Genomic DNA, 13,343 nt, shown 5'->3' with positions numbered 1-13,343 from the left:
ACAGCCAAGGATTTCATCATGTCACAGCTCAGCTATCCACTCGTATCCGCCCGGCCGCTCAACGGCTGGCAACTGATGACGGCGCTGATTAATGGCGATAAGGCGCCGAGCAACGCCTGGAAAAAAACCTCGTTTCGCCTGAAGTTTCTCAGCCGTTCGCTGCTGAACTGGCGCACCACCCGCGGCCTGCTCAGCACCCTGGCCGCCAATCCGCTGCTGGACGAGATCCTGCGCGCGCAGCCTAACCTGCCGTGCAAGCTGCATCGCCCGTATCTGGCGGCGAACATGAACAAAATCGAGTGCCTGTTCGCGCTGCGCGATCATTACGATCTGCTGGTCCAGCGCATGCCGCTGAAGATGCGCCTCGGCCATCTCGGCCGGCAGCCGTTCGTGCTGGCCAGCGCGCAGGGCAAAAGCGGCGCGCCGGTCACGCTGGAGCTGGCGGCGATCGACACGCTGAATAAGGAAGGGGAAGCGACCCTGCTGCTGCGCAACGCCAATGGCGTGATGCTGGCGGAGATCACCTTTGCGCTGATGCACTATCGGCAGCAGCCGACGCTGTTCATCGGCGGGCTGCAGGGCGCCAATCACCAGGTGCCGCACGCCGAGATCCAGCAAACCACCAAGGAATGCCACGGGCTGTTTCCGAAACGGCTGGTGCTGGAAGGCATCGGCACGCTGGCGCGCCACCTGGGCATCCGCCAGATCGTGGCGGTCGGCAACGCCACGCACATTTATCAGAACTGGCGTTATCAGAGCAAGAAGAAAGATCAGCTGCACGCCGATTACGATCAGTTTTGGATTTCAATGGGCGGCAAACCGCTCGACAGCGGCTATTTTCTGCTGCCGGAGCGCATCGCCCGCAAGCCGATTGATGAGGTCGTCAGCAAGAAACGCGCCGAATACCGCCGCCGTTATCAACTGCTCGATGAGCTGGAGCACGGGCTGGCGGCGCACTTCGGCGCCCGGTAACGCCGCGCGGGCGCTTAGTCCGCCCGGCCGCGCGCCAGCCAGATCACCCGCGAGAACATTTTCTTCAGCAGCGGCGGCACCGCATCCGTGCCCCATTCGCCGGCCTGCATCGCCACCTCGATCGCCAGATCGGGCTTCGACGAGTGATGCACCGCCTTCAGGATCACTTTGCGCATCGGCATCTGCGCGTTGATCGGCACCGACGCCACCCGATGGTAGACGGCGCTGAAGCCTTCGCGGAACATAAAATGCTCCATGTCCGGCGCCGGCAGCGCCGTCAGCCGATCGCGTTCGTTGTCTTCGTGATTGTCCAGCAGGCTGCGCACGGTATTGGCGTATTTTTTACCCGCCTCGTCGCCGTCCACCAGCGCATGCCACTCAATGCCCATGCGCCGGGCGAATCTCAGCAACGGCTTCAGGCCGCACTGGGCGAACTCGATCACCCGCACCCCTTCCGCTTCGAAATGGTAGCCGCACTGGCGCGCCAGCTCGTTCAACAGCCAGACTTCGGTCTCGCCCTCCACCAGCAGCCAACAGCGGGCGAACAGCGACGATGGCCGGTTGAAGCGGATATGAAACGCGATGCGCCGCCCATCTTCGGCGCCCAGCCCGCGCGGCCCGAGACGGTAGGTCGCCACTCGCCCCGACTCGCGCACCAGGCGGCAGACGTGCTCCACCGGCACCAGCGACACCAGCTCGCTGGAATTGGTGGTGGTGATGCGCTGCAGCGGCAGCTGGTTGAGCAGCCCCCAGGCCACCGACAGCATGATCGGGTGCAAACGGGTTTCCGGGTCTTCCACCAGCAGCAGCGGCCGGGCGTGGGGATCCAGTTTGACGTTGCCCTTGGCCTGCAACAGGGTGGAAAACATCCCCAGCAGCACCAAACGCATGCTGCGGCTGTTCGGCTCGGCCACCATACGGTTGATGCCGTCCAGCGCGCGCCACGCATCCTGCTCGGGTTCCTGGCCGCGCCGCCGCGGCCGCGCCACCTGCGACCCCTGCTCGGCAAAGTAATGCTCCAGCAGTTGCTGCATGGCGGCCAGCCCTTGCCGCAGCTCGCCGTTGGTCAGCTTTTGCGGGTTGCGCACCAGTTCGCGCATCAGTTGATCCAGCTGCTGCGCCAGCGCCTGGTGGTCCGCCGGGTTTTCGTCGGTCAGGCTGCTGGGGCGCAGGCGGCGGATGAAACGCGCGTCGCGCAGGCGCAACACCGGGTGAATGCGGATAATGGCATGCGCCAGCTGCTCAATGTGGTGCAGCTGCATCGGGTTGCCGTCGACGTCGAGAAAGCCGCGCCAGGTGCACACCGTGCCGTCATCGGCCAGCTCCCCTTCGCAGCGGTAGTGAATGCGGCTCAGGCTATCGTCGCCCTTGACCCACAGCGGCGTCAAATGCCGATAGCGCGGCAGGTGCGCATGGCCGATGTCTTTTTCGCAAAAGGTGAACACCACCTGCAGATGGCGCTCTTTGGCCGACTCTTCGCCCGGCGGGTAGTGAAAATCCTGCGCCTCGAAGCGGTACAGCTTCTGCTCCGGCGCCAGCAGCAGCGTCAGCGCATCCAGCAGGCTGGACTTGCCCCAGGCGTTTTCACCGAGCAGCAGCGTGTTGTCGTCCAACGTCAGCGACAACCGGTTAATGCCGCGAAAACCTACAATCTCGATACGCTCCAAGAACATCAGCCGCCTCCCGTGCGCGCCGTCACCGTCGTCAATGAGGTGACCTTCACAGAGCATGGTCAAAAAACCCCTTGCAGGTCAAGCGGCCAAGGTCAAATCTGCCGCTTTACTCCGGCGCGGCTTTTGGTTAGCGTGTGGGCCTCGCCGGATCTCCGCGCCCCCGAACAAAGGACGTAAGCTTCACCATGTATTCAGGACTGCTGATTATTCTGTTACCGCTGATTGCCGGTTACCTTATCCCTTTACACAGCCGCCGGCTGCTGCAGCTGATCAACCGGCTGTTAAGCTGGATGGTGTACGTGATCCTGTTCTTTATGGGCATCAGCCTGGCGTTTATGGAAGATCTCAGCAGCAATCTGCTGTTGATCTTCCAGTACGCCGCGGCGTTTTTCCTGTGCATCCTCTGCGCCAACCTGCTGCTGCTGGCGTTGCTGGAGCGCCGCATGCCGTGGCGCAACAGCCATAAACAGGAGAGGCTGCCCTCGCGCCTGCACATGGCGCTGGACTCGCTCAAGCTGTGCGGCGTGGTGCTCGGCGGTTTCCTGCTCGGGCTGACGCAATGGCAATGGCTGCAGTTCGCCGGCAAGGGCAGCGAATACGCGCTGATCTTCCTGCTGCTGCTGGTCGGCATCCAGCTGCGCAACAGCGGCATGACGCTGCGCCAAATCGTCTTGAACCGCCGCGGCACCCTGGTGGCGTTGGCGGTGGCCGTCGCCTCGCTGGCCGGCGGCGCGCTGGCGGCGCAGCTGATGGGCCTGCCGCTGAAGACCGGGCTGGCGATGGCCTCGGGCTTTGGCTGGTATTCGCTGTCCGGCATTTTGATCACCGACGCCTACGGCCCGGTGCTGGGCAGCGCCGCCTTCTTCAACGATCTGGCCCGCGAGCTGGTGGCGATCATGCTGATCCCGACGCTGGTGCGCCGCAGCCGCTCCTCGGCCCTCGGCCTGTGCGGCGCCACCTCGATGGACTTTACCCTGCCGGTGCTGCAACGCAGCGGCGGGCTGGAAATGGTGCCGCCGGCCATCGTGCACGGTTTCCTGCTGAGCCTGCTGGCGCCGGTGCTGATCGCCCTGTTCTCCTGATCCCTGCCCGGGGGCCTGCCGGCCCCCGAAAGCGTAACAATTCCCATCCGCACGGCAAAATTGCGCTAAATCAACGTTGCCCGCGATAGTCGCACAAAAGCCTTTTTCATCCCCGGTCGCCGATCTATGCTTTTAAACAAGCATTATAAATGCAACTTTAAAAAGGAAGCGATTATGTTCTGTGTGCAGTGCGAACAAACTATCCGTACCCCGGCAGGCAACGGCTGCTCTTATGCCCAGGGCATGTGCGGCAAAACCGCCGAAACCTCCGACCTGCAGGACCTGCTGGTGGCGGCGTTGCAGGGGCTGTCCGCCTGGGCGCTGCAGGCGCGATCGCTCGGCATCGTCGATCACGATATCGACAGCTTTGCTCCGCGCGCCTTCTTCTCCACCCTGACCAACGTCAACTTCGATTCCGAACGCATCATCGGCTATGCGCGGGAAACCCTGATGCTGCGCGATTCGCTGGCCGCCCGTTGTCGGCTGCTGGACGCCGGGGTGCGCGTCGATCATCCGCTGGCGGCGCTGCAGCTGGCGGGAAGCGATATGCCGTCGCTGTTGCAGCAGGCGGCGCAGTTCGCCCTCAACAGCGACCAGGCCGAGGTGGGCGACGACGTGCACGGCCTGCGCATGCTGTGCCTGTACGGTCTGAAAGGCGCGGCGGCCTACATGGAGCACGCCCACGTGCTGGGCCAGTTCGACCCGCAGATCTACGCCGACTACCACGCCTTTATGGCCTGGCTCGGCACCCAGCCGCACGACGTCGATACCCTGTTGAACAACGCCATGGGCATCGGCAAGATGAACTTCAACGTGATGGCGATCCTCGATCGCGGCGAAACCCAAGCCTACGGCGATCCGCAGCCCAGCGCGGTTAACGTGCGCCCGGTGGTCGGCAAGGCCATTCTGATCTCCGGCCACGATCTGAAAGATCTGCAGATGCTGCTGGAGCAGACCGAGGGCCAGAACGTCAACGTCTACACCCACGGCGAAATGCTGCCGGCGCACGGTTATCCGCAGCTGAAGAAATTCAAGCACCTGGTGGGCAACTACGGCAGCGGCTGGCAGAACCAGCAGGTCGAGTTCGCCAGGTTCCCCGGCCCGATCGTGATGACTTCCAACTGCATTATCGATCCCAACGTCGGCAATTACGGCGACCGCATATGGACGCGCAGCATCGTCGGCTGGCCGGGCGTCAACCACCTGGAAGGCGACGACTTCGGCGCGATTATCCGCCAGGCCCAGGGCATGAACGGCTTCCCTTACACCGAGATCGAGCACCTGATCACCGTCGGCTTCGGCCGCCAGACGCTGCTGAACGCCGCCGACACGGTGATCGACCTGGTGGCGCAGAAAAAACTGCGCCATGTGTTCCTGGTCGGCGGTTGCGACGGCAGCCGCGACGAACGCAGCTATTTCACCGACTTCGCCCGCAGCGTGCCGCAGGACTGCCTGATCATGACGCTGGCCTGCGGCAAGTACCGTTTCAACAAGCTGGACTTCGGCACGCTGGAGGGCCTGCCGCGCCTGCTGGACGTCGGCCAGTGCAACGACGCCTATTCCGCCATCATGCTGGCGGTCAAGCTGGCCGATACGCTCGGCTGCAGCGTCAATGAGCTGCCGCTCAGCCTGGTGTTGTCCTGGTTCGAGCAAAAGGCGATCGTCATTCTGCTGACGCTGCTGTCGCTGGGGGTGAAGAATATCGTCACCGGCCCGACCGCGCCGGGCTTCCTGACCGAAAACCTGATGGCGGTCCTCAACGAGAAGTTCGGCCTGCGCCCGATCACCACCGTTGAGCAGGATCTGTCCGCCCTGCTCGGCTGATGCCGTTACCTGACGGGGCCGCCTGCGCCGGCCCCCTTGCTTTTGAGGTGTCTGATGACCCAACCCAGCCCGCTGTGCCCCAACCGCGTGCAGGTGCACTCCATTCAGCGGGAAACCGCCGACGTCTGGACGCTGAACCTGATCTGCGACGTCTTTTATCCCTACCAGCCCGGCCAATTCGCGCTGATCGGTATCCGCAACAGCGAAGAAACGCTGCGCGCCTATACGCTGTCGTCGTCTCCCGGCCAGAGCCGCTTCCTCAGCGTCAGCGTGCGCCGCCTGCCGAACGGCGTCGGTTCGCGCTGGCTGACGCAGGAGGTGCAGCCCGGCAACACCCTGTGGCTGTCCGACGCGCAGGGCGATTTCAGCTGCCAGCGCTATCCGGCCGATAGCTACCTGATGCTGGCCGCCGGCTGCGGCGTAACGCCGATCATATCGATGTGCCGCTGGCTGGTGGCCAACCGCCCGTCCTGCGACATCGCCGTCATTTTCAACGTGCGCACCCCGGCCGATATGATTTTCGCCGACCAATGGCACGCCCTGTGCGCCGCGCACCCGCAGCTGAGGTTAACGCTGATGGCCGAACGGGATCCTCTGCCGGGCAGCCTCAGCGGCCGTCTCGATGAGCGGGCGCTGCGCCAGGTGGCGCCGGACGTCGCCGATCGCCGGGTGATGGCCTGCGGCCCGGCGCCCTATATGGATCTGGCGCAGCGGCTGTGCCGGCAACTCGGCGTACCCGCCGACCGTTTCCATAAGGAACAGTTCCATACGCCGGAGGCCGCGGCCCAAGCCGGCGATGGGCTAACGCTGCGCGCCGCTCGCCCGCTGCGCGAGTTTCGCGTGCCGGTCGGCAGCACCCTGCTGGCGGCGATGGAAGCCAACGCGCTGCCGGTCAACGCCGCCTGCCGCGCCGGGGTGTGCGGCTCATGCAAAACCCGCATCCTCGACGGCGACTACACCACCACCAGCAGCATGACGCTGACGGCGGAAGAGATAGCCCAGGGTTACGTGCTGGCCTGCAGCTGCCAACTGCAGGGCGACGTCACCCTGGCCTGACGCCCGGCCGCCCCATCGGCCCGATGGGGCATTTATCGGCAAGCGTAGTTTTCAACTCGCTTCTACACTTCCTCTGTTCCATGCGTATCAATGATTTCATCAGCAAATACTCAAAACGATGCCCAATAGATTTCAAGCCGCAGCCGAGGCGGCGTGAAAGATGCAGGGGATCTTTACCGTGCTTGGGGGAACTATGAAGCAAACCGTAGCCACACTGGTCGCCAAAACTCTGGAACAGGCCGGCGTGAAACGCATCTGGGGCGTCACCGGCGATTCGCTCAACGGCCTCAGCGACAGCCTGCACCGCATGGGCACCATCGAATGGCTGGGCACCCGCCATGAAGAAGTCGCCGCCTTCGCCGCCGGCGCCGAAGCCCAGCTTACCGGCCGGCTGGCGGTTTGCGCCGGATCCTGCGGCCCCGGCAACCTGCACCTGATCAACGGCCTGTTCGACTGCCACCGCAACCATGTGCCGGTGCTGGCGATCGCCGCGCATATCCCCTCCAGCGAAATCGGCAGCGGCTATTTCCAGGAAACCCATCCGCAGGAACTGTTCCGCGAATGCAGCCACTACTGCGAGCTGGTCTCCAACCCGGAACAGCTGCCGCGGGTGCTGGAGATAGCCATGCGCAAGGCGATCCTCAATCGCGGCGTCTCGGTGATCGTGCTGCCGGGCGACGTGGCGCTGCGCATGGCGCCGGAAGACGCCGCCATGGTGTGGCACACCCCGGCGCTGCCGCTGGTGCAACCGCCGATGAGCGAACTCAACCAACTGGCGGAAACGCTGAACAAGGCGAAGAACATCACCCTGATGTGCGGCAGCGGCTGCGCCGGGGCGCACGACCAGGTGGTCAAGCTGGCCGAGCTGCTGCAGGCGCCGGTGGTGCATGCGCTGCGCGGCAAGGAGCACATCGAATGGGATAACCCTTACAGCGTCGGCATGACCGGCCTGATCGGCTTCTCTTCCGGCTACCATGCGATGATGAACGCCGACACCCTGGTGCTGCTCGGCACCCAGTTCCCCTACCGCGCCTTTTACCCGACCAACGCCAACATCATTCAAATCGACATCAATCCCGGCAGCATCGGCGCGCACTGCCCGGTGAATATGGCGCTGGTGGGCGATATCCACACCACCCTGTCCGCCCTGCTGCCGCAGCTCGAAGCGAAAAGCGACCGGGCGTTCCTCGACAAGGCGCTGGAGCACTACCGCAACGCGCGCCAGGATCTCGACGGGCTGGCGACCGCCAATGACGATCAGCCGATCCACCCGCAGTACCTGGCGCAGCAGCTCAGCCACTACGCCAGCGACGACGCGGTGTTCACCTGCGACGTCGGCACGCCGACGGTGTGGGCCGCCCGCTACCTGAAAATGAACGGCAAGCGCCGGTTGCTCGGTTCGTTCAACCACGGCTCGATGGCCAACGCCATGCCGCAGGCGATCGGCGCGCAGGCCACCGAACCGGGCAAACAGGTGATAGCCCTGTGCGGCGACGGCGGTTTCACCATGCTGATGGGGGACTTTCTGTCGCTGGTTCAGCTGAAGCTGCCGGTGAAGATCGTGATATTCAACAACAGCGTGCTGGGCTTTGTGGCGATGGAGATGAAGGCCGGCGGCTACCTGACCGACGGCACCGATCTGCACAACCCGGACTTCGCGGCGATCGCCAACGCCGCCGGCATCAAGGGCATCCGCGTGGAAAAGGCCTCGGATCTGGACGGCGCGCTGCAGGAAATGCTGGCGCACCCCGGCCCGGCGCTGCTGGACGTGGTCACCGCCAAACAGGAGCTGGCGATGCCGCCGCAGATCAAGTTCGAGCAGGCCAAGGGGTTCAGCCTGTACATGTTGCGCGCCATCATCAACGGCCGCGGCGACGAAGTGGTCGAGCTGGCGAAAACCAACTGGCTGCGTTAATAATCGTATCCTCTTTCCCATCACTTATAACTATCCCCAATAGATTTCACGTTGCAGCCAACAACGCTGCGGCTTGAAAGATAAAGGGGATAAAGGAATTGTATGCTTATCGATTTACGCAGCGACACCGTGACCCGCCCCAGCGCCGCCATGCGCGAGGCGATGGCCCGCGCCGAAGTCGGCGACGACGTCTACGGCGATGACCCGACGGTCAACGCATTGCAGGCGGAGGCGGTCCGCCTGTCGGGCAAGGAAGCCGCGCTGTTCCTGCCCAGCGGCACCCAAGCCAACCTGGTGGCGCTGCTCAGCCACTGCCAGCGCGGCGATGAATATCTGGTCGGCCAGCAGGCGCACAACTACAAGTACGAAGCCGGCGGCGCCGCGGTATTGGGCAGCATCCAGCCGCAGCCGATCGAGGCCGATGCCGACGGTACGCTGCCGCTGGCCAAGCTGGCCGCCGCCATCAAACCCGACGACATTCACTTCGCCCGCACCCGGCTGCTGAGCCTGGAAAACACCCTCGGCGGCCGCGTGTTGCCGCAGGCGTATCTGCAGCAGGCCTGGCGATTCACCCGCGAGCACGGCCTGGCGCTGCATATCGACGGCGCGCGCATCTTCAACGCCGCGGTGGCGCTGGATGTGCCGCTGAAAGAGATTGTGCAGTATTGCGATACCTTCACTATCTGCCTGTCGAAAGGGCTGGGCGCGCCGGTCGGCTCCCTGCTGTGCGGCAGCGAGGCGTTCATTCAGCGCGCGCTGCGCTGGCGCAAAATGACCGGCGGCGGCCTGCGCCAGGCGGGCATTCTGGCGGCGGCCGGTCTGTATGCGCTGGAACACAACGTCGCCCGCCTGCGGGACGATCACGACAACGCCAAATGGCTGGAACAGCAGTTGCAAAGCCTCGGCGTGGAGATCGCCGAACCGGGCGCCCAGACCAACGTGCTGTACCTGCGCCAACCTGCCGAACTGGCGGCCAGGCTGGGCCCGTGGATGCGCGAGCGCGGGGTGCTGATCAGCAGCGGCCCGCTGACGCGCATCCTGACCCATCTCGACGTCAACCGACAGGATCTGCAGAAGGTGGTCAGTCTGTGGCGGACGTTCCTGCAACAGCATGCCTGAGCATGCTCCCCGCGCTGGCTCCGCCGGCGCGGGGCTAAGCGTTGCCGATGGCGGCCACAAAGCGCCGGGTGATCTGCTGTGGACGGGTGATGGCACCGCCCACCACCACCGCATGCGCCCCCAGCGCCAGGCAGCGCGCCGCCATTTCCGGCGTCTCTACATTCCCCTCGGCGATCACCGGCAGGCTGACCGCCGCCAGCACCTGACGCAAAAAGTGAAAATCGTCCCGCGCCAGCCGCTCGCCCCGCGTTTCGGCGGTATAGCCGTGCAGCGTGGTGCCCACGCAGTCGAAGCCGAGCCGCGCGGCATCGACCGCCTCTTGGCAGGTGGCGATATCGGCCATCAGCAGCAGGCCGGGGTATCTGGCGCGCACCGCAGCAACCAGCTGCGCCAACGGCAGCGCGCCCGGCCGCCGATGCCCGGTGGCGTCCAGCGCGATCATCTGCGGCGCCACCGTCATCAACTCATCAATCTCCCGCAGGGTCGGGGTGATGTAAACCTCACTGTCCGCATAGTCGCGTTTGATGATGCCGATCACCGGCAGCGCCACCGCGCCCAGGATGGCTTTAACGTCATCGACGCCGTTGGCGCGGATCGCCGCCGCCCCGCCTTGCTCGGCGGCCACCGCCATGCGCGACATAATAAAATCGCTGTGCAGCGGTTCATCGTCCAATGCCTGGCAGGAGACCACCAGCCGGCCCTCAATGTGCTGCAAAATGGAAAGCGTCATAAATCCAACAACTCCTCAACCTCGTTTTTAATGATGGTGACGTGCGGGCCGTAAATCACCTGAACGCCGTTGCCGCGCACGATTACCGCCCGCGCGCCGCTGGCCTGCAGCCCGCTTTCGTCCAACAGCCGGCTCTGTTTCACCGTTACCCGCAGCCGGGTGGCGCAGCAGTCCAGCTCGACGATATTCTCCTTGCCGCCCAGCGCGGCCAGCACCCGCTGCGAACGCGGCGTACCCTCCGCCGCGACGCCCGCCGGCGCATCGGCCCCGCGCCCCGGCGTGTTGAAATTGAAACGCACAATCAGGAAACGAAAGCTGAAGTAGTACAACAAGAACCAGGGCACGCCCACCAGCGGCACATACATCCAGTGAGTTTTGGCTTCTCCCTGCAGTACGCCAAACAGCATGAAATCGATAAATCCGCCGGAAAACGTCTGGCCGATGGTGATATGCAGCAGGTGGGCGATCATGAACGCCAAACCGTCGAACAACGCATGCACCACGTACAGCGCCGGCGCAATAAACAGAAACGAGAACTCGATCGGTTCGGTGATGCCGGTGAGGAACGAGGTCAGCGCCGCCGACAACAGCAGGCCGCCGACGCGTTTGCGGTTCTCCGGACGCGCAGTGCGGTACATCGCCAGACAGGCGCCGATCAGGCCGAACATCATGGTGATAAAGCGGCCGGACATAAAACGCGCCGTGCCGATCGTGAACTGCTGCGTATGCGGATCGGCCAGCTGAGCGAAGAAAATGCGCTGCGCGCCTTCGACCAATTGGCCGTTGACCATTTCGCTGCCGCCGAGTGCGGTGGTCCAGAACGGCAGATAAAAAATATGATGCAGGCCAAACGGCCCGAGCATCCGCAGCACAAAGCCGTAGATGAAGGTGCCGAGATAGCCGCTGGCGTCCACCAGCCCACCCATGCTGAAAATCAGCCGTTGAAAGTGCGGCCAGATCACGGTCATCAGGGCGCCGATCGCCATCGCCGCCAGCGAGCAGACGATCGGCACGAAGCGCGAGCCGCCGAAAAAACCCAAAAACTGCGGCAGCGCCATCTTGTTGTAACGAGCGTGCAGATACCAGGTCGCCAGGCCGATAATCACCCCGCCGAACACCCCGGTTTCCAATGTCTGTATGCCGAGGAGGGTCCCTTGCCCCACCGCGCCGGGATTTTCCGTCGCCAGCGAGCCGTTGATTTTCAGCAGCGCATTGATGGTGGCGTTCATCACCAGATAGGCGATCAGCGACGCCAGGCCCGCGGTGCCTTTATCGCTTTTGGCCAACCCCACCGCCACGCCGACCGCAAACAGCACCGCCAGATTGGCGAATACCGTGGCGCCGGCGCTGGCCATCACGGTAAATGTGCCCTGCAGCCAGCCGACGTCGAGGAACGGATAGGCTTCGACGGTGTTGGGGTTGGACAGCGCGCCGCCGATCCCCAGCAACAACCCCGCAGCCGGCAGCACGGCGATCGGCAGCATGAAGGACTTGCCGAACAGCTGGGCCTTTTCAAACCAGCCGCCGGACTGAATTTCCCCGGACGTTGACATAAATTATCCTCACCATCATTTATTGTGATAAAAATTTTTACCATAATAAAAGTCAGATGTTGAAAATTTTATTCACAACGATGATCGGCTTCACAATAAGCGGATTTAGCTGGCGGGCGGCGGCGACTTTCCGCCACAATAGGCAAGGAGACAATCAGAAAGGTAACGTGATGAATACTGGAAACTTGTTATTGCGGCTGCGGCAGGATCTGACGGGTTATAGCCCGACGCTGCAAAAACTCGGCGGCTATGTCCTCGAAGCGCCCTCCAGAGCCGTTTACTTTACCATCACCGAACTGGCCCGCGAGAGCGGCACCAGCGAAGCCAGCGTCACCCGGCTGTGCCGCCATCTGGGCTGCAAAGGTTATACCGAGTTTAAAATGGCGCTGGCGCTGAGCCTGCAACAGAACCAGCCGGAAACGGCGGCTCGCCACAGCGCCGGCGAAACAGTGCTGGAAGACAGCGTGCAGGCGCTGCGGGACACCGGCGCGCTGTTGGACCGCCGGGCGCTGCAGCTGGCGGCGGAAAGCCTGCATCAGTGCGCGTCGGCGCAAATTTACGGCGTGGCCGCCAGCGCCATCATCGGCGACTTCCTGCACTACAAGCTGCTGCGTCTCGGCAAACCGGCGCAGCTGTTCAGCGATATGCACCTGGCGGCGATGAACGCCGCCGCCCTGGGAGCGCACGACCTGCTGATCGTCATCTCCAGTTCAGGCTCGACCAAAGACGTGCTGCACGCGGTCGCGTTGGCCAAACAGCGCGGCGCGCGCATCATCGCTCTCAGCAATACGCAGCGCAGTCCGCTGGCCAAATTGGCCGATGTCCTGTTGGTGGCGGCCAAGCCGGAAGGCCCGCTGAACGCCGGCGCCCTGCCCGCCAAGGTCGGCGCGATGCTGCTGGTGGAGCTGATGGTGGCCGAGCTGATCCTGCGCGATCCCGCCTATGTGCAGGCGGTGCAGGACACCGCAAGCGCCACCCTGCCGCTGTTGTTGTGAATCAGACTATCCAGCGGCCATACATCCAGTACCACAGCCCCAGCGTCGCCGCCAGATTGAGCGCCACGCTGAGGATAAACCAGGTCTTGAACGGCTGTTTCCGGGTTTTATGGCGAAACAACTGCTGCGCCGCCAGCGCGCCCAACCAGCCGCCCAGCACGCCGAACAGCAACAGCGTGGCCTCGGGTACCCGCCGCCACCCCTTGCGCGCCGCCAGTTTATCCCCGGCGTAAATCATCAGGGTCAACAGGTTGATCAACAGCAGCCACATCCAGACCGGATGCAGGAAAAACAGGCTGGCGACCAACGCCAGGCCCAGCAGAGCGTAACAAAACACATTGAGTTTCATGGCATCCGGTTTTCGAACGATAAAAAGGGCGCGTAGTGTGACCTTGCGTCACCTGTGATGCAACCGAGATATATC

The 13,343-nt window shown here is 63.6% G+C and carries 11 protein-coding genes; 7 read left to right on the top strand and 4 right to left on the bottom strand.

Going from position 1 to position 13,343, the window contains the following annotated elements; translation table 11 throughout:
- Window positions 1-18 precede the first annotated feature (18 nt).
- Entirely contained in the window at window positions 19-972 is a 954-nt protein-coding gene (locus D7I37_RS15960; RefSeq protein ID WP_061798098.1) for a VirK/YbjX family protein, read from the top strand.
- Between the two features lie 14 nt (window positions 973-986).
- Here D7I37_RS15960 and D7I37_RS15955 read toward each other — a convergent pair whose 3' ends face one another.
- Window positions 987-2,645: an ATP-dependent endonuclease gene (locus D7I37_RS15955; RefSeq protein WP_095096756.1), complete on the bottom strand. Its 1,659-nt coding sequence runs from the start codon at window positions 2,643-2,645 to the stop codon at window positions 987-989.
- A gap of 185 nt (window positions 2,646-2,830) precedes the next feature.
- Here D7I37_RS15955 and D7I37_RS15950 point away from each other — a divergent pair, with 185 nt between their 5' ends.
- The 5 genes from D7I37_RS15950 to ltaE all read left to right on the top strand — a co-directional run bounded on the left by D7I37_RS15950 (window position 2,831) and on the right by ltaE (window position 9,641).
- Window positions 2,831-3,727, top strand: a complete 897-nt coding sequence (locus tag D7I37_RS15950; RefSeq protein ID WP_061798102.1) for a lysine exporter LysO family protein — start codon at window positions 2,831-2,833, stop codon at window positions 3,725-3,727.
- A 174-nt stretch (window positions 3,728-3,901) separates the two neighbouring features.
- Entirely contained in the window at window positions 3,902-5,551 is a 1,650-nt protein-coding gene (gene hcp, locus D7I37_RS15945) for a hydroxylamine reductase (RefSeq protein WP_129543986.1), read from the top strand.
- A 54-nt stretch (window positions 5,552-5,605) separates the two neighbouring features.
- On the top strand, window positions 5,606-6,607 hold the full coding sequence (hcr, locus tag D7I37_RS15940; RefSeq protein ID WP_095096752.1) for an NADH oxidoreductase: 1,002 nt from the start codon (window positions 5,606-5,608) through the stop codon (window positions 6,605-6,607).
- Between the two features lie 193 nt (window positions 6,608-6,800).
- Window positions 6,801-8,522, top strand: a complete 1,722-nt coding sequence (gene poxB, locus D7I37_RS15935; protein ID WP_061798106.1) for a ubiquinone-dependent pyruvate dehydrogenase — start codon at window positions 6,801-6,803, stop codon at window positions 8,520-8,522.
- Window positions 8,523-8,624: 102 nt separating this feature from the next.
- Window positions 8,625-9,641, top strand: a complete 1,017-nt coding sequence (gene ltaE / locus D7I37_RS15930; RefSeq protein WP_061798108.1) for a low-specificity L-threonine aldolase — start codon at window positions 8,625-8,627, stop codon at window positions 9,639-9,641.
- 34 nt (window positions 9,642-9,675) lie between these two features.
- Here ltaE and D7I37_RS15925 read toward each other — a convergent pair whose 3' ends face one another.
- Both D7I37_RS15925 and D7I37_RS15920 read right to left on the bottom strand, forming a co-directional pair.
- Window positions 9,676-10,371, bottom strand: a complete 696-nt coding sequence (locus tag D7I37_RS15925; RefSeq protein ID WP_061798110.1) for an N-acetylmannosamine-6-phosphate 2-epimerase — start codon at window positions 10,369-10,371, stop codon at window positions 9,676-9,678.
- Window positions 10,368-11,924, bottom strand: a complete 1,557-nt coding sequence (locus tag D7I37_RS15920) for a PTS transporter subunit EIIC (protein WP_129543985.1) — start codon at window positions 11,922-11,924, stop codon at window positions 10,368-10,370. Before D7I37_RS15920 ends, D7I37_RS15925 begins: the two co-directional genes overlap by 4 nt.
- Before the next feature lie 167 nt (window positions 11,925-12,091).
- Here D7I37_RS15920 and D7I37_RS15915 point away from each other — a divergent pair, with 167 nt between their 5' ends.
- Window positions 12,092-12,919: a MurR/RpiR family transcriptional regulator gene (locus D7I37_RS15915; RefSeq protein ID WP_095096743.1), complete on the top strand. Its 828-nt coding sequence runs from the start codon at window positions 12,092-12,094 to the stop codon at window positions 12,917-12,919.
- A gap of 1 nt (window position 12,920) precedes the next feature.
- On the opposite strand, the gene D7I37_RS15910 is transcribed toward D7I37_RS15915, so the two are convergent.
- A complete protein-coding gene (locus D7I37_RS15910; protein WP_061798115.1) occupies window positions 12,921-13,268 on the bottom strand; it encodes a DUF1294 domain-containing protein in 348 nt (115 codons plus the stop codon).
- Window positions 13,269-13,343 lie beyond the last annotated feature (75 nt).

Origin of the sequence: Serratia sp. 1D1416, from assembly GCF_003641105.1 — a bacterium.
GTDB classification, from domain to species: domain Bacteria; phylum Pseudomonadota; class Gammaproteobacteria; order Enterobacterales; family Enterobacteriaceae; genus Serratia; species Serratia ficaria.
The sequence above is the reverse complement of the archived record's forward strand: the minus strand, read 5'-3'. Positions and strand labels throughout refer to the sequence as shown.

Coding starts and splice junctions, on each gene's coding strand:
- D7I37_RS15955 (WP_095096756.1), bottom strand. CDS start 2,645: ATGTTCTTGGAGCGTATCGAGATTGTAGGTTTTCGCGGCATTAACCGG.
- D7I37_RS15910 (WP_061798115.1), bottom strand. CDS start 13,268: ATGAAACTCAATGTGTTTTGTTACGCTCTGCTGGGCCTGGCGTTGGTC.
- D7I37_RS15925 (WP_061798110.1), bottom strand. CDS start 10,371: ATGACGCTTTCCATTTTGCAGCACATTGAGGGCCGGCTGGTGGTCTCC.
- poxB (WP_061798106.1), top strand. CDS start 6,801: ATGAAGCAAACCGTAGCCACACTGGTCGCCAAAACTCTGGAACAGGCC.
- hcp (WP_129543986.1), top strand. CDS start 3,902: ATGTTCTGTGTGCAGTGCGAACAAACTATCCGTACCCCGGCAGGCAAC.
- D7I37_RS15960 (WP_061798098.1), top strand. CDS start 19: ATGTCACAGCTCAGCTATCCACTCGTATCCGCCCGGCCGCTCAACGGC.
- hcr (WP_095096752.1), top strand. CDS start 5,606: ATGACCCAACCCAGCCCGCTGTGCCCCAACCGCGTGCAGGTGCACTCC.
- ltaE (WP_061798108.1), top strand. CDS start 8,625: ATGCTTATCGATTTACGCAGCGACACCGTGACCCGCCCCAGCGCCGCC.
- D7I37_RS15920 (WP_129543985.1), bottom strand. CDS start 11,924: ATGTCAACGTCCGGGGAAATTCAGTCCGGCGGCTGGTTTGAAAAGGCC.
- D7I37_RS15950 (WP_061798102.1), top strand. CDS start 2,831: ATGTATTCAGGACTGCTGATTATTCTGTTACCGCTGATTGCCGGTTAC.